12 protein-coding genes are annotated in these 16,808 nt (G+C 45.3%); 8 read left to right on the top strand and 4 right to left on the bottom strand.

The genetic code is table 11. The annotated features are described in order from the left end of the window. Positions 1-104: 104 nt before the first annotated feature. The 3 genes from CHB62_RS01575 to dgt all read right to left on the bottom strand — a co-directional run bounded on the left by CHB62_RS01575 (position 105) and on the right by dgt (position 6,363). Entirely contained in the window at positions 105-3,551 is a 3,447-nt protein-coding gene (locus CHB62_RS01575) for an AAA domain-containing protein (protein WP_089365414.1), read from the bottom strand. 267 nt (positions 3,552-3,818) lie between these two features. Continuing rightward, positions 3,819-4,814: a YqiA/YcfP family alpha/beta fold hydrolase gene (locus CHB62_RS01570; RefSeq protein WP_089365413.1), complete on the bottom strand. Its 996-nt coding sequence runs from the start codon at positions 4,812-4,814 to the stop codon at positions 3,819-3,821. Positions 4,815-5,025: 211 nt separating this feature from the next. Further along, complete coding sequence (dgt, locus tag CHB62_RS01565; protein WP_089365412.1) at positions 5,026-6,363, bottom strand: dGTP triphosphohydrolase; 1,338 nt, start codon at positions 6,361-6,363, stop codon at positions 5,026-5,028. A 248-nt stretch (positions 6,364-6,611) separates the two neighbouring features. On the opposite strand from dgt, the gene dut reads away from it, so the two are divergent. The 8 genes from dut (at position 6,612) to CHB62_RS01530 (ending at position 16,442) form a co-directional block, all read left to right on the top strand. Continuing rightward, a complete protein-coding gene (dut, locus tag CHB62_RS01560; RefSeq protein WP_009012588.1) occupies positions 6,612-7,049 on the top strand; it encodes a dUTP diphosphatase in 438 nt (145 codons plus the stop codon). A gap of 21 nt (positions 7,050-7,070) precedes the next feature. Then, positions 7,071-8,807: a tetratricopeptide repeat protein gene (locus CHB62_RS01555; RefSeq protein WP_089365411.1), complete on the top strand. Its 1,737-nt coding sequence runs from the start codon at positions 7,071-7,073 to the stop codon at positions 8,805-8,807. Beyond that, on the top strand, positions 8,804-9,715 hold the full coding sequence (lolB1, locus tag CHB62_RS01550) for a lipoprotein insertase outer membrane protein LolB1 (RefSeq protein WP_089365410.1): 912 nt from the start codon (positions 8,804-8,806) through the stop codon (positions 9,713-9,715). Before CHB62_RS01555 ends, lolB1 begins: the two co-directional genes overlap by 4 nt. Then, positions 9,716-11,785: a murein hydrolase activator EnvC family protein gene (locus CHB62_RS01545; protein ID WP_089365409.1), complete on the top strand. Its 2,070-nt coding sequence runs from the start codon at positions 9,716-9,718 to the stop codon at positions 11,783-11,785. A 746-nt stretch (positions 11,786-12,531) separates the two neighbouring features. Beyond that, a complete protein-coding gene (locus CHB62_RS01540; protein ID WP_089365408.1) occupies positions 12,532-14,340 on the top strand; it encodes an AMP-dependent synthetase/ligase in 1,809 nt (602 codons plus the stop codon). A gap of 214 nt (positions 14,341-14,554) precedes the next feature. Beyond that, positions 14,555-15,670, top strand: a complete 1,116-nt coding sequence (prfB, locus tag CHB62_RS01535; RefSeq protein ID WP_089365407.1) for a peptide chain release factor 2 — start codon at positions 14,555-14,557, stop codon at positions 15,668-15,670. Positions 15,671-15,726: 56 nt separating this feature from the next. Continuing rightward, a complete protein-coding gene (locus tag CHB62_RS14790; RefSeq protein WP_009012581.1) occupies positions 15,727-15,867 on the top strand; it encodes a hypothetical protein in 141 nt (46 codons plus the stop codon). A gap of 77 nt (positions 15,868-15,944) precedes the next feature. Beyond that, positions 15,945-16,442: a CYTH domain-containing protein gene (locus CHB62_RS01530; RefSeq protein WP_089365406.1), complete on the top strand. Its 498-nt coding sequence runs from the start codon at positions 15,945-15,947 to the stop codon at positions 16,440-16,442. Here the strand turns inward: CHB62_RS01530 and CHB62_RS01525 are convergent. Further along, a complete protein-coding gene (locus CHB62_RS01525) occupies positions 16,402-16,794 on the bottom strand; it encodes a VanZ family protein (protein ID WP_089365405.1) in 393 nt (130 codons plus the stop codon). The two genes, CHB62_RS01530 and CHB62_RS01525, sit on opposite strands and share 41 nt — an antisense overlap. Between the last annotated feature and the right edge of the window lie 14 nt (positions 16,795-16,808).

The raw sequence follows: 16,808 nt of genomic DNA, 5'->3' as shown, positions 1-16,808 counted from the left end.
CAAGATGCCTTTTAATCCTCAGCACTATTAGAGACTATGCCCCACATCCCTTGTGCATATCCATAACAAGAAATGTTACCACATATACTTTTTCCTCACCTTATCTATCCCCACGTATAGTATCCACCCTTCTCTTTGATATAGTCAATAAGCTCTTCAAATAGTTGGTTCTGTCTTAATGTCGGTTCATTACCTGTTAGAATTAGCTGTTTGCGGGCTCTCGTGATAGCAACATTCAATTTACGGTCAATAGGCAGACCATCTTCATAGAAGGTGTTGGCCGTCAGGAAGTCAAGTTGATAGCGACTTTGAATAGTGAACGAATACAGGATAATATCACGCTGGCTACCCTGATAGCGTTCAACAGTGTCTATACTGATTTCTTCAAGTTCGTGAATACCAAGTTTCTCTATCTCCTTTCTAATCATTGCAATCTGATTTCTATAAGGCACAATGACCCCAACAGATTTCTGTGCATCGAAGTCCTTGCCGAGTTGTCGGTATAGTCGTTTAAGCAGGTCAGTAATGATACGAGCCTCCTCCATGTTTACCTTCTCTGATATATTCAGTTGTCTACAAGGTTTTGAAGGGATGAATATCATACGATGCGCCTTTAACAGCTCGTCAGTTTCGTCTTCGCTTGCTTCGTTGTAGGCTAATGTTTCTTCCAACTGGTGGGCTAATGGAACACACTCCAATCGTTCCTTAGCATAGAACTTACGATTGGCAAAGTCGGCAATGTCGGGGTGCATGCGTCCTTGCTTGTGTAGTGTACCAATAAAATCAGTTCTTTCAGCTGCCCGTTCGGTAAGGATAAGGCGTTCAAACAAGGAATTAGCACAGGATAAGAGATGGATGTCTTTGAGAATCTGATGGCTCTCATCCATCTCTAAAGAGTCTTGTTGCTGCACCACCGCAGGCAGTTGTTTATGGTCGCCTATTAGTATAAACCGATCTACCGCACGCTCTTCTCCATGTCGGGCAGACAGTAGTCCAATCACATTAGGCTCTAATATCTGACTTGCTTCATCGATGATAGCGAGGTCAAAATGCTTGATGTTAAAGAGCGAAGCATTACTGTTCATAGTAGAGGTAGTGGCTACTACGATGCGAGCAGCAACCAAGGTAGACTTGATACTGTTGAGGGTTGCATTCTCATCTAACACCTCCTTCAATAGATGATCACTGTATTTCGGATCACAACTGAACTCATTACCAATGCGGATGTAGTCGAGTTCGTTCTCAGTCAGCATATTACAAATCTCGTCGACAGCGCGATTTGTATAGGCAAGGAGGAGGATGGATGGTTGGGTGGTGGGTGTTGAGTCTTGGGTGTTGATGGTTTCTGATGGGTTGTTAGGCATAGAAACATTCGTTATACAAGCTGTTGCTGATTGCGAATAGATGTTGCCAGCCAGTTCTTCACGCACAAGGAACTGCAGAGCCTGTGAAGTCTTACCCGTACCAGGAGGACCGATAAGTAGGAAGTAGTCCTGTGCCTGCTTTGCTTTCAAGACGATTTCGTCATAATCGGGGTGGTAGCTACGAGGCAAGGTAAGCGACTTGTCGCTGCGTGGCACACGTTGTCCTAAAAGCAGCTGACGCCGTTCTTCGTTTGATGTGATGAAGGTGTGTAGACTTCTGATAGCCGATGTACCCCCGATGTCACTCCCCGCATGCTCAATAGCGAAGTAGTCTCCGCTGATGAGGTTAGGGTTTTGCTGTCCGTCATTGAGGTGCACAACAAGTTTGTCACCGTGTATCTCCTGTAGAGAACCTTTGAAGAGAATACTCTTCCTAACGTCAGGAGCCTCCTTCTTCTTGTATGCATAGAGGTAAATCACGTCTCCTCTGCGAAAGTTAGGGAGGAAATCTTCGCCCTGCTGAGGCACGGAGAGTGTGATAGTATCGTATCCGTTGAACGAGCTACTACGCTCTTTCTCGGTGATAGTCAGTCCTGTATAGATGTTACCCGTCTCTTTCTTCTCTGCAAGCGGCATGTTCCAAAGGTCGGCATTGCTACTCCCAACGCCCTCTTGCACACCCACTTTTGAAACTAATTGCTCCTTGATAACGAAGGTCATCATACGTGTGAAATAGGCTCTTTCGAGCTCATTGAGCTGATGGAGTGGTGCCAGTAATGCTATGAGTGGCGGTAGTAGATAACGTTTATAGAAATCGTCATCATGCTTCTCAGTGTTCAGTGTTTGCGGAGTAAGCAGTGGTAATATCTTTTCAAAACCATTTTCTGCCATCCAGAACTCCGTTGCCACAGCTTGATTACGGAAGCGAATAGCTTCACGTATCAGCTTTTGCAGTGGTTCAACCTCAAGTAGTCCGTCAGGTAGAGGGTACTTAGAATACAGCAACTCAATGTGTGAGTTCTTTGGACTAAGTTGGAAGTTATATTGCAGAATACCATAGTAGAGCAACAACTGCACGTAGTGTTTCTCTACATGGAGCGACCCATGTTCATTGCGGCTTTTGTTTTCTATAAAGCGATTCTTGCCCGACTTCTGTTCAACAAGCAGTTTTAAGTCGGTCGTCATAAGGTCTACACGCCCCTGTATGCCTAACCGCTCGCATACAAACGACGGTTCGAGGATAGCTTTCTGGCGGTCGAAACTACGGAAGATTTCGTCTACAATCTCCTTGATGTTCTCTACCTGTCGTTCAGCATCTTGTTTGAACGATGCTGCATCAAAGCCAGGACAGGTGGCATAGTCCAAAGCCTTCTCTCTAAAATTCGACCGAAAGGTGTCTTTAATGTCGTATTCTGCAGGATGATTGATGATGTCGTCGAGGGCAGAACCAGCAAAGTTACCCAAAAGAAAATATTTGTTACTGAGACGAGGACTAAGTCGGTTGACGGTGAAGAGCAACGGATGATGTCCGTATGACTCAAAACAGTTGGCAATGGTAGAGATGTCTATGAGATAGTCTGGCTCAACAACGACAAGACGTGGTACTACCTTCTTGCGTGTGACAGTACAGTCAAGGAGGTTCAGTTGCATCCCTTCGCGTAGCATAGGGCGTAAGTAGCTGAAATCAATATACTCTGGTGTGTCCATATAGTCTACTGCCAGAAGCTCTTCGCTACTGTCCTGATTGGTTACGGCTACCTGAATCGTCTTGTCATCCCACTCTCTTACGATACAGCGGATGTATCGATAATTCATTATCTGTATGTTCTCTGTTGTGCGTCCACGTGCAGGAATCCTCTTAACAAGGAACGATGGGATAGCTTCCTGTACGACTGCAGAGACGAAGATAGCCAAGGCACGACAGTCGTAGGCCACGTCGTCGGGTAGAATGGGGGCTGTAGAGTTACTATGCCGACGCATTTTCTGTATTGCTACAATGTCTTGCGGAGCTATGTGATGTTGCCTACATAGCGACTCCACCTGCGATGAAAGGTTACCGAAACCATGTCGGGTATTCTTCAATCCTTCGTGACAAGCAATGACAAGTGTCTCGTGCATGATGAGAGCCTGCGTTTCAGAAGGTGCCGAAAGGATGTCGGCAATACGTGCAAAGAGTTCGTGTGCCATGATGAGAGTATCTCCTTAGTACGCTGAACGTGTATGACGTGTATTCTTACAGAGCGTGGAGACTGATTTACCGTGTTATGTTTTGAGTGGGTGTTATTGCTTTGTAGTCAGTTTGTTATGCGCTTTATCTATTGTAGAGGGTCCTCTGTAGTGAATTATTTTCATGAAAAGAAGAATTTTTTTTCATGAAGAAAAATATTTTTTTTCATGACAAGAAATATTTTTTTTCATGAAAATAATTCGAGGAAGATTGAACGTTTAGCTTGTTTACTGTCCCCCTAAGCGTTCAAAGAAAGTGATAATTTCTTCCCAAGTCTTGAACTCTTCGCTACCAAAAAGCAATGTTGTTCCGAGGAAATCATCGTGTTCTTTACTACTGATAAGGTAGTCGCCATAGAGAAGCTGCGGCTGGTTGGTGAAGATGGCATGGTTCCAAGCAGGTGCACTGAAGGTGTCCTCTATCCATGCTTGCTGTTCGGTGATTACAGATGGGTTGTTTGTTGGTGCTGGACAAGCAAAGAATACGTTGTAGTTATCGAGCAAGAACTCGTAAGCCTTGTTCAGACTCGACTTCGGTTTGCCGTATCCATCAGCGAGCGTGTTCTGGTCTATGAGTACAGTTCGCCGTTCGCGTCCCTCCTGTCGGTCGTCAATCCATCGGATGACGGGCATTAGGTAGTGGTAAACAGCCTTCTCTATGAGTCGGTGTTCACCATGAAAACGAATCGCTTGAGGGTAGTGCTCGCTGAAAAGATCGAAGGTATGGACAACGGGATCAGCGTCGCCAAAGAGTCCGAAGACACGTTGCTGCTCCTCTTCCGTTACTTGAGAGAAGCACTTCTCAGTTATCTCTTTGTATTCCTTAACCAATGCTTTGGTGACGATAACCTCCTGTATGCCATCTTGTCGAGGATTTTGAAACACTTGTTTACCCATCATATTGGTCTCGCTGATGGTAGTTCCCATCTGAAAAGCAGGATTTACGCATATTCGATCGACCCCATAAAGCATCTCCGTGTACATTCCTCCCATTGAAGTACCTATGATTAAGTCGGGCTTCTCGGTGTCGACAAGATTGTGTAAGAGTTCCATCGCCTCCTCAGGATGTATGGGGAGGTCGGGCGCAATGACTGTAGCTTCGGGCATGTAGTCCCTTAGTATTTGTACTGTGTGACTTGAACCGGCTGACATGAAGCCGTGAACGTAGATAATCTTCTTTCCTACCATGAGGTCAGGAAAGGTTTTTTTATATTGATTTTCCATTGATTCTGTCTGGGAGTTAAAGGAGTTGAAGGAGTGAAATGGAGTTAAGACAAATGCGTTGTGGGGTGTCTTTATGTTGATATTCCATTGTTTCTTTTTAGGAGTGAAAGGACTTGAAGGAGTGAAAGGGAGTTAAGACAAATGTCTTGTAGAGTGCTTTAATCCTTTTCCTCTAAGTCCTCTTTGCCTTATGGAAAGGCTGAAGAGAGGGTTAAACTATGGGGAGACTGATACCATTTATCTTCTGATAGATATCGAGGGCATAGATGTCTGTCATCCCACTGATGAAGTCGAGCACTGCCATGATACGTGTTTCAAGACAAGGACTTTGGATGTCATACTGACTTGAGAAGCGTCGGGTGAGTTGCTGACTGTGGAAGTGGTCGGGCTCAACAGCCGCTCCGATAAGTGCTTCCATCAGTGTTTCCATAATCTTATAACCTGATAGTTCAACGTCGAGGACCGCTTTACTGCGGTAAATCCTGTCCACTGAGACCTCTGTACAGTGCTTGTAAGCCTGTCGAGGAAGCTCGGAAATATGCTTGATGAGCGACCCCTCGAATGTTCCATTGAGTATTTCGTCCTCGTGTTCGACGAAGACATTGACGCACTCGGCCTCTAATAATCCCACAGCACAGGCACGGAAATAAACGACTTGTTCGTTTTGGTCGGTCACACCCTCGTCCTTTATGCGCTGACGAATACTCTTCCTTGTCGCCTCATCGAAGAAACCAAGGAGCAAGTCGGCCGTTTCTTCAAACGAAAGGAGCTTGAGTTTATGGGAGTCTTCGATGTCCATAATCTCGTAACAGATGTCGTCTGCCGCCTCCATAAGGTAGGTCAATGGATGGCGAACATAACAGATACCTTTCTCCGAGCTATCCTTCTGTATGATACCTAATTCATCAGCAATCTTCTTGTAAGTGTCTTCCTCCGTAGCAAAGAAGCCGAACTTACCGTGTTTGCCAGCGTAGGTAGAACTGAAAGGATACTTGACAATACTCGCAAGGGTAGTGTAGGTCATCACAAATCCACCTTCTCTTCGGCCCAAAAAACGGTGGGTCAGCAGGCGAAAGGCGTTGGCGTTGCCCTCAAAATGGGTGATATCCTCCCAGAAATGTGGACTGACACGGTCCTTTAAGCTGGCTCCTGGACCTTCTGTGAAGAATGCTTGCATCGCCTTCTCACCACTATGACCGAAAGGAGGGTTACCCATGTCGTGCGCATAACAAGCTGTCTGTACGATGGTTCCAATCTCTTCAAAGAGCGTACCACGTAACGTTGGGTGCTTTTCTATGAGCTTTCTTGCTACGTCATCACCCAAGGACTTACCTAAGGAGGCCACTTCCAAGGAGTGAGTGAGGCGGTTGTGCACAAAGACACTGCCTGGTAGAGGGAATACTTGGGTCTTGTTCTGCAGTCGTCGGAACGGTGCAGAATATATCAGTCGGTCGCTGTCACGCTTGAATTCAGAACGGTCGTCGTGTCGAAGGGCATGTCGCTCTTCCTGTCCGAGACGCTTGTTGGATATGAGTTGTTGCCAGTTCATTGCGGTTGATGTTGGTTGATGGGTGTTGAATGTTGGGTGTTGATGAAATGAGCTAATGCTGAGTTGGGGTATTGAAAGTTGGTTGATGGGTGTTGAATGATGGGTGTTGATGAAATGAGAAGATGATTAGTTGGGGGATTGAAAGCTACACGCAAAAGTAATTAAAATTGGCTAAAAACAAGTTTTTTACTACATAAAATGTATGAATATGGCTTTAATTGATTAATTTTGTACCTTATTATATAGCAATGATACAGATAAAAGTAATCAATAAAGGGCATCAGCAGCTTCCTGCTTATGCTACTTCACAGAGTGCGGGGATGGACCTCCGCGCTAATATCGACGCTCCTATCGTATTGAAACCCATGGAGAGAAGACTCGTTCCGACTGGTCTTCATATCGCTCTCCCAGTAGGGTTTGAGGCACAGGTGCGCCCTCGTAGTGGTCTTGCCTTGAAGCATGGACTAACTGTTCTGAACTCTCCTGGTACGATAGATGCCGACTATCGTGGTGAAATCATGGTTCTTCTCATTAATTTCTCAGATGAGCCTTTCACCATCAACGACGGTGAACGCATTGCACAAATGGTCATTGCACGGCATGAACAGGCTGAGTTTGTTGAGGTGGATATGCTTGATGAGACCGAACGGGGTGAAGGAGGATATGGCCACACGGGCGTGAAGTAAAGATAAAGAAAGGAACTATAAATGTTCAATAAAGTTATATTGAAAGGCATAAAGATACGTCGCACCCTCATTGCGCTGGCTCTGCTGGGTGGCTCTTTGGCTGTACATGCTGACCGAGAGGATAGCCTTCAAAGCTATAACTACTTCTTCCTTGAGGCGATGAGACAGCAGGATATGGGCAACCTAACGGCTGCTTTCGACCTACTACGCCATGCACGCGACCTCAATCCAGCTGCTCCAGAGGTTTATTATCAGTTGGCTGCTTTCTATGTAGACATGAAGAAGGATGCTCTGGCACGTGAATACTTCGAGAAGGCGGCAAGTCTTGACCCAGAGAACTCGGCTTATCAAGAGAAATTAGGCAAACTCTATGTGTCACAAAAAGACTATCCTAATGCGATAAAAGCCTTCGAACGGCTCTATGAAGCTAATAAAACGCGCTCTGATGTACTGCAACTTCTCTATCAACTGTACGGCTCTCAGAATGATTATAAGATGATGATTAAGTGCTTGGAACGGTTGGAAACGGTGGAGGGAACCAGCGAGCAGATCTCTCTAAGCAAGATGCAAATATACGAACAGATGGGAGAAAAGCGCAAGGAGTACGATGAGTTGAAGGCGCTCGTTGATGGTCATCCTCTCGATCTTAACTATCGTGTGATGTTCGGGAACTGGCTCTTGCAGAATGGAAAGAAGAAGGAAGCACTTCAAAAGTACCGTGATGTGTTGAAGGAAGACCCTGACAACTCGCTTGCTAAGGTCTCCATGATGGATTACTATAATAATATTGGTGACAAGGCAAGCGTAAAGACGATCCTACGAGAGCTGTTGCAATCTCCGAAGGCGGCGCAGACTTTGAAGTTAGAGTTGCTCCGTCAGGTTATTGCAAGCAGTCAGAAGGATAATAATCCAGACAGTACTGAGGTGTTGAGACTCTTCTCTGAGGCCTTGGCTGTGCCCCAAGAGAATGCTGACATCTATATGCTTAAAGCGGCATACATGTCTTTTCTCAAGTTGCCAAAGCCTGACATCACTCGAGTCTATGAACAGGCAATAGAGATAGAACCCGATAATTCGAGTGCAAGGATAGCCCTTATACAGAATATTTGGGACACACACGACTACGATAAGGTAATTGCTATCTGCCGTCCTGCCATTGAGTACAACCCAGATGAGATGATTTTCTATTATTTCCAAGGGATGGCTCAGTTCCAGAAGCACGATAACAACGCCGCATTGGAGACTTTCCGAAAGGGAGTAGGGCAGATAAAGCCAGACAGTGACCCAAGTATTGTGTCGGACTTCTACGGTATCATGGGTGATATCCTGCATGAGAAAGGACTCAATAAAGAAGCTTTTCAAGCCTATGACAGCTGTTTGCAGTGGAAACCAGATAATGTGGCTGCATTGAACAACTATGCCTATTACCTCAGTGAGGCGAATGAAAACCTCACAAAGGCAGAGCAGATGAGCTATAAGACTATTAAGGCTGAGCCTAATAACAGTACTTTTCTCGATACATACGCATGGATACTTTTCCAGCAGAAGCGCTACGAAGAGGCTAAAATATATATCGAACAAGCAATTCGTAATGACTCAACACTGAGCAACGTAGTCAACGAACACGCTGGAGACATCTATGCACAGACAGGCGATATGGCTAAGGCTATTGAGTTCTGGCAGAAGGCCATTGATGGAGGTAACGACAGTGCTACGTTGAGAAAGAAGTTAAAACTAAAGAAATACGTCGTAGAATGAAGAAAACAAAGATATTACTTATAAGCATGACTGCCCTTCTCTTGGCATCATGCGGTACTAAGAAGGCTGTGATTCAACAGAAGCCTGTGCAGGACACAAAGGTGGCACAGCCAACAATACCTGCCCCAAAGGATAACAAGATGCAGAGTGTTGTTACCATGCAGCGCATTACTGACAATGCACTCTACCAAAAGAACCTTGTTTCAAACCTAACTTTTACGCTCAATGATGGCCGTAAGGACATTACAGTACCGGGTATTCTGCGTATGCGTAAAGATGAGGTTATTCGCTTGCAGTTGCTCATCCCGATTCTTCGCAGTGAAGTGGGACGCATTGAGTTTACCAAGGATTACGTTCTTTTCATCGACCGTATCCATAAACAATACGTAAAGGCAAGCTACGACGAGGTAGGGTTCTTGCGTGATAATGGTATCAACTTCTATTCGCTTCAATCGCTCTTCTGGAATCAAGTGTTTGTCCCTCGCCAGCAAGGGATGAGCGAGGCTGACTTATCACAGTTTACTGTTGACGAGAGTAAAGCACAGGGGGAAGGTGTTATAACAGTAAGTCTTAAGGACGGAAAGATGGACTATAAGTGGTCTGTCAACCCTAAGAACAATCTTATTCAGCTTACTACTATAACATATAATAGTACTGCTCACGGCGCTTCCAAGCTCTCTTGGACCTATAATGACTTTAGAGCGTTTGGCTCAAAGCTGTTTCCTGCCGATCAGACTTTGACTATCAATACTCCAGCAATTGGTCAGAAGCCAGCAAAGACACTGAAAGCTAATTTCGTTCTTGATGGTTTTAGTGATGGTAGTGATTGGGAGACTTTAACCCAGCCATCGGATAAGTACACAAAAGTAAGCGTAGAGGATATCCTCGGCAAACTAATGAACTTCTAAATGAAACGTCTTTATTTACTATTTATATTAGCAATGATGTGTGTGCTGACAACCTCTGCTCAGCACACAAGAAGGCATTCACGCCATCGGAATACGGCTGTTGCTCAACCCGTTGAGACGAAGTCTACTGTAAAAGAAAAAGGTAGACATGCTACTGCGGCAGCAGATAATAAGCAGACAACAACCCCTGTGCCTCCTTTACGAGGACGTAAGCCGACGGTGGAGAAAATACAGTATCAGGCTCCTGTTAGAGGTCGATCACATCAGCAAGTGACGGCTACACAACAACAGGGCAAGCTTCAACAGCAACATGGAAAGCAGCAACAGCAACATGGAAAGCCTTTACAACAACAGCAAATCAAGGGACAACAAGTTCTTGTAAAGGGTCAACAAGTTACGAATGGGAAAGCTGCAGCACGCAATGCTGTCGTTGGTAAGAAAGGAGCGAAGGGTCCTGCCTATGTGACGACGGCTGAGATTAAAGGATTGCAACAGCAGAATCAGAAGCTACAACAGGAGATATCCGCGCATGAAGAAGAGATGAAAGTGAAGCAGAAGGACGTTGATGACCGCTTGCAGAAGATTGTTCGGCTTGATACCGAAATCGGTCATCAGCAGAAAACGATTGACACTATAGCCACAGATATCAAAGGCTTAGATACGAATATCGGTATTCTGAAAGGTCAACTTGCCTCTCTTGAAGCACAGTTGAGCGAGCGTCGCGCTCGTTTCATCCGTTCTATGCGTTACATGGCACGTCATCGTAGTATTCAAGACAAGCTTATGTTCGTCTTTTCAGCAAAGAACTTGACCCAGATGTATCGTCGTCTTCGCTTCGTACGTGAGTATGCAGCTTACCAGAGGGCGCAGGGCGAGCAGCTTAAAGTTAAGCAGTTGCAGGTGGACGAGAAGCATACTCAGTTGAAGCACGTACGTGTCAATAAGAGTAACCTTCTGTATAAAGATCGTCAGGTACATGCCCAGATGGAGCGTAAGCGTGTTGAACAGCAGGCTGTGGTGACCTCCCTACAGAACGACCAGAAGGTGTTGCAGGGCGTAATAGCACAACGTCGTCAGCAGCAACAAGCGTTGAATGCACAGATAGATCGCCTTATTCAGATTGAAATACAGAAGGCGCGCGAACGTGCCATAGCTGAGGCAAAGGCGCAGGCTGCCGCTCGTGCCGCTGCAGCAAAGAAGCGTGCAGAGGAGTTGGCACGTAAGAAAGCGGCTGCAGAGGCCGCTGCCCGTGAGAATGCTCGGCGTATTGCTGAGGCGAAAGAACGTGAGGAAAAAGCCAAGGCGGCTGCTCGTGCTGCTGCTGAGGCTGCCGAGAAGGCTCGTCAGGAGGCTGCCGCTCGTGCCGCTGCTGCCCGTGTTGCGGCTGAGAAGGCACGTCAGGAAGCATTGCAGAAGGAACGTGCTGCCGCTCGTGAACGGGCTATTCGCAAGGCTGAGGAGCAGGAGGCTGCGGCTAAGGCAGCACAGGAAAAGGCCGAAGCACGTGCTGCTGCTGAGCAAGCTCGTGCCGACCAGATGGCTCGTGAGGCTGAGGCAAACCGTGTGGCAGCCGAACGCAAGGCCGATGCCGACCGTGCTCGTGCTGCTCGAGAGGCTGAGGCTGCAAGGGCCGCTGCCGCTGAGAACAATGATATGCTAAGCTCGGCTGACCGTGCGATAACGGGTAACTTCGCTAATAACCGTGGTCGATTACCAATGCCATTGTCGGGCCAGATAGTCAGTCACTTTGGTCAGTATAATGTGGCAGGCATGTCGAATATCCGCTTGAACAACGATGGTATTAATATTAAGGGTGCTCCTGGCAGTGCTGTTCGTAGCGTCTTTATGGGCGAGGTGAGCGGTGTCTTCATGGCAGGTGGTATGAGTGTCGTAATGATTCGTCACGGTATTTACATCACCGTCTATGCTAACTTGGGTTCTGTAGGCGTCAGCAAGGGACAGAAGGTAGGTACAGGACAGACCATCGGAACGGTTGGTAGGACTGGTATACTCCAATTCCAGCTGCGTAAAGAGACTGCTAAACTGAATCCAGAGCAGTGGTTACGCTAACTAACTATCGGTCTTCTATATTAATAAGGTGGATTTCTTGAGATCTAATTGGCGGTAGTTAGCTTGGCTTTTCATCGTCTTTCTCATCTCAATAAAACATCATAACTGAATTATCTTCATGAAGAGAAATATTTCTTTTCATGAAGATAATTATTTTTTTTCATGAAGAAAAATATTTTTTTTCATGAAAATAATTCGGAGCCTTTGCTTTACTGTTGCGCAAGTGGTTGTTAAATAGATGATTACCAACGGAGAGAAATAAAAGTGAAAACACCTTTGTGCGATGCTGTTCGTGATAGGCTCGATAGCAATATACCGAGGTGTGTAAACTCTCTAACGTACAATAGTTTGTATGCTCAGCGTAGTCTCATTTTCTGCTAACAATCATCAAGCCACTTGCTAACCACGTATTGGGAAAGCGTCAGGCATCCATCGGCAAATTAATCATGGGAAACATTCTGTCGAGTGACAACTCAATTAATGCGGATAATCAGCTCTGTTGATTATTAGTTGATGGTAGAATAGGGCTTGTTCTGTCCTATAAAGGAATATAATTGTTCTGTTATTCTAAGTTTAGAGAGGTCGAAAGGAATAGGTAAAAATTATCATTTAATATCTAATTTATTTTTTGCTTTGCGGATAAATGTTTATATTTGCAGGAGATAAAGTATAATCGGCAATCCGTCTATAAGCTTAGCTTGTAGATAGAGTATCTGCTGAAGGGATGAAGAAAAATAAGGAAAACAATGCAGACAATCAGTCATCTTTCTGTTCTTATACATGAACAAGCAAAAAAACACGGTACTAAAGCGGCCATTACCTTCCGTAACTTTGGTAGTCTGGAGTGGCGTGCAGTGTCATGGAATCAGTTCTCAATGCGCGTAAAGGAGGTTTCAAATGCTCTTTTGAACCTTGGGATGAAGCCTCAAGAGACGATTGCTGTGTTCTCACAGAATTGTATTCACCATCTTTATACAGAGTTTGGTGCATACGGAGTGCGGGTGATTAGTATTCCTTTCTACGCCACAAGTTCTGAACAACAGATACAGTATATGATTCAGGATGCCAGTGTAAGGTTCCTGTTCGTTGGTGAGCAGGAGCAGTATGACAAGGCACGTCGCATCCAATCGCTTTGCCCTTCGCTCGAAAGAATTATTGTTTTTGATTCGAGTGTACGACTTAGTCAGCACGACCCCAATTCTATTTACTTTGAAGATTTCCTAAAGTTAGGGGAAGGTTTCCCACGTGAAGCTGAGGTAGAAGAGAGTTGGACGCAGGCGAATGAAGCAGATATTTGTAACATACTCTATACAAGTGGTACCACAGGAGAGAGTAAAGGCGTGGTCTTAACATATAAGATGTATCATGCAGCTTTGCGTGCCAATGCAAAGAGTGTACCCTTGAATGATAAAGACCGTGTCATCAATTTCCTACCGTTCAGCCATGTCTTCGAGCGAGGATGGGCTTATCTGGCCCTCTCTCTTGGGAGCGAATTGATAGTAAACACCTATCCTAAGGAGATACAACAGAGTATGCGCGAGACGCATCCGACGTGTATGGCAGCCGTACCTCGCTTCTGGGAGAAGGTTTACGTGGCTGTGAAGGAACGCATGGAGAACTCCAGTGTCGTTCAGCGCAAGCTGTTCTATCATGCTTTGAACGTAGGAAGGAAACGTAATATACAGTATATTGCACGTGGAAAGCGTGTCCCGCTGACGTTAGAGATGGAGTATAAGCTTGTTAATAAGACTGTGCTAAGTCTTGTTCGTAAGCAGTTAGGACTGGAGAACCCTCATATCTTCCCAACAGCGGGTGCTTACGTGTCACCAGAGGTAGAGGAGTTTGTACATAGTGTTGGTATTAACATGATTGTTGGATACGGACTGACAGAGAGTCTGGCAACCGTTACCTGCGACCATATTGGACAGCCATATACTATAGGTTCAGTAGGGCGTCCAATCGAAGGTATCGACATCAAGATTAGTGAAGAAGGTGAGGTAATGCTGAAAGGACCTACGATTATGCCTGGATATTTCCGTCGTGAGACATCTAATGCAGAAGCTTTTGATAAAGACGGATACTTCCATACGGGTGATGCGGGGTATATGAAAGATGGCGAGTTGTTCTTGAAAGAACGTATCAAAGACCTCTTCAAGACCTCAAACGGTAAATATGTTGCACCGCAGATGGTTGAGGGTATGCTATTAGTGGATAAGTTTATTGAACAAGTGTCGGTCATAGCAGACCAGAGAAAGTTTGTGGCTGCTTTGATAGTCCCTGAGTTCTCTGTGCTTGAAGAGTGGGCTAAGGAGAACCATATAACGTTCAAAGACCGTGAAGAGTTATGCCAGAACAAGCGTGTTAACGAGATGATGCGTGAGCGTATAGAGACTTTACAACAGCGCTTGGCGTCCTACGAGCAGATTAAACGGTTCACACTGCTCCCTCATCATTTCTCTATGGAGAACGGAGAGTTGACTAATACGCTGAAGCTAAGACGTTCTGTCGTAAACCATCGTTACCATGATGTGATTGAGAAGATGTACGAAGAGTAGGGAAGTAAATGAGTTGATGGGTTGACGAGTTGATGGGTTGGCAGGTTGATGGGTTAATTGTTAAGATGAATTAGGCAGTGTTTTGCTTGCTTTACGAGCCTTACGAGCCTTACGAGCGTTACTAGTCTTACTAGTTCTACAAGTATTGCAAGTCCTGCTAAACTTATTAGTTTTGCCAGCTCCCTAAGCCTCTAACAACGATAAAAGAATAAAGATGATAACAGCAGACCAGCTTAAAGATATACAAGAACGCACTGAAGCGTTACACCGTTATCTTGATATTGATAAGAAGAGAATAGAGTTTGAGGAGGAACAACTCCGTACACAAGCACCTGACTTTTGGGATGATCCAAGCAGAGCACAGCTGCAGATGAAGAAAGTAAAGGACATTGAGAAGTGGGTGAAAGACTATGATAAGGTGCGGGCGTTGGCTGATGAGGTGCAATTAGCATACGACTTCTATAAGGATGAACTTGTGTCTGAAGAGGAGGTTGACGCTGCCTACGATAAAGCACTTCGATTAATTGAGAGCTTAGAGTTAAAGAACATGCTTCGACAAGAGGAAGATCCGATGGAGTGTGTGATGAAGATTAACTCTGGAGCAGGCGGTACGGAGAGTCAAGACTGGGCTTCTATGCTGATGCGTATGTATATGCGTTGGGGCGAGGCACAGGGCTATAAGGTGACTATCTCTGATATTCAAGAGGGCGATGAAGCTGGTATTAAGAGCGTGACAATGAAGTTCGAGGGTGGAGAATACGCCTACGGATACCTGAAAAGTGAGAATGGTGTACACCGATTGGTACGTGTTAGCCCCTTTAATGCCCAAGGTAAGCGTATGACAAGCTTTGCCAGCGTGTTCGTAACACCGTTGGTTGATGACACAATCGAGGTCTTTGTCGACCCAGCTCGTGTTAGTTGGGATACTTTCCGGTCGAGTGGTGCGGGTGGACAGAACGTCAACAAGGTGGAGTCGGGAGTTCGTTTGCGCTATCAATATGAGGACCCTGACACTGGAGAACAGGAAGAGATCCTTATCGAAAATACTGAGACTCGCGACCAGCCAAAGAACCGTGCGAAGGCTATGCAGCTTTTGAAGTCACAGTTATACGACCGTGCTATGAAGAAGAGGATGGAGGAGCAGGCTAAAATAGAGGCTGGTAAGAAGAAGATAGAATGGGGAAGTCAGATAAGGAGTTACGTCTTTGATGACCGACGTGTTAAAGATCACCGCACGAACTATCAGACCTCTGATGTCGACGGGGTGATGAATGGTAAGATAGATGATTTCATTAAGGCTTATTTGATGGAGTTCCCTGTGGAGGAGTAATTGCTTCTCTTTGATTTAAACAGAATGATTTAATAACCTTTTTAAGTAATATAACTATGAGTGAAAGAAGTAAATATAATCGCAAAGAGCGTGAACTTAAACAAGAGAAGTATGCTAACCGTGTTATTGGATGGCTTGCATTGATATTGGTAGCCTTAGGTGTTTTGACCATTGTCATTGCTTCCTATATGTCTTAAAGGCCATAGATAGGCAATGAGACGACGAACACATCTATAAAATAAGACGGTAGATACTTATCATAACAACGTTTCTTATGAGTGGATTAGAGATTGAAAGGAAGTTCTTAGTACGTAAAGATAGGGATTGGAAAAGGCTTGCCAGCAGTTGTAGTCATATACAACAAGGATATTTCGCAGCCGTTAACACCGTTCGTGTACGTATCCGAGACGATAAAGGATACCTAACGATTAAAGGTCCATCAAGCAATGGCGGCTTGTCACGTTACGAGTTTGAGAGAGTGATTTCACTTGAGGAAGCACAGCAGTTAATGCTGTTGTGCGAGCCTGGAGTTATTGATAAGCACCGTTACCTTGTCCCTTTTGAGGGTCACACCTTCGAGGTTGACGAGTTTCATGGGGACAATGAAGGACTCGTCTTAGCCGAGGTTGAGTTAGGAAGTGAGGATGAAGCCTTTGCTAAACCAGACTTCCTTGGCTTAGAGGTAACGGGCGATCGTCATTTCTATAACTCCCAGATGCGTCGCAACCCATTCAAGCTTTGGTGCGATATCGTACCAGAAGAATACCGATGATGAGGGCTATTGTGGAGCCTAAGGAGTCTGCAAAGAAGTCAAGCCATTCGCCACTTCGATTGCCATTCGTGCAGTAAGACTGAAGAATCTCTATGAGTCCACCCATCAAAAGAGGTACAAGCCAGGCCCAGCCAACAATGAAGGAGGGGCTTGGATGCTTGGTTGTGCGTATGTATTCAAGGCATATACTTACTCCTAAGACCAAGTAGATGACACTATGTGTCCACTTATCAATAAATCTAATATCGCTCAGTGGCGTCTCTGGAATAGGTATAAAGCATAACACCCAAGTAGCAATAACGATGATGCAACTACATGGATACTTTGTGAGGATATGATGTAATAAATGCATAATTAACTTTGAAT

Source organism: Prevotella jejuni, assembly GCF_900187995.1.
Taxonomy (GTDB): Bacteria; Bacteroidota; Bacteroidia; order Bacteroidales; family Bacteroidaceae; genus Prevotella; species Prevotella jejuni.
This window is presented reverse-complemented; position numbering and strand designations above follow the sequence as displayed.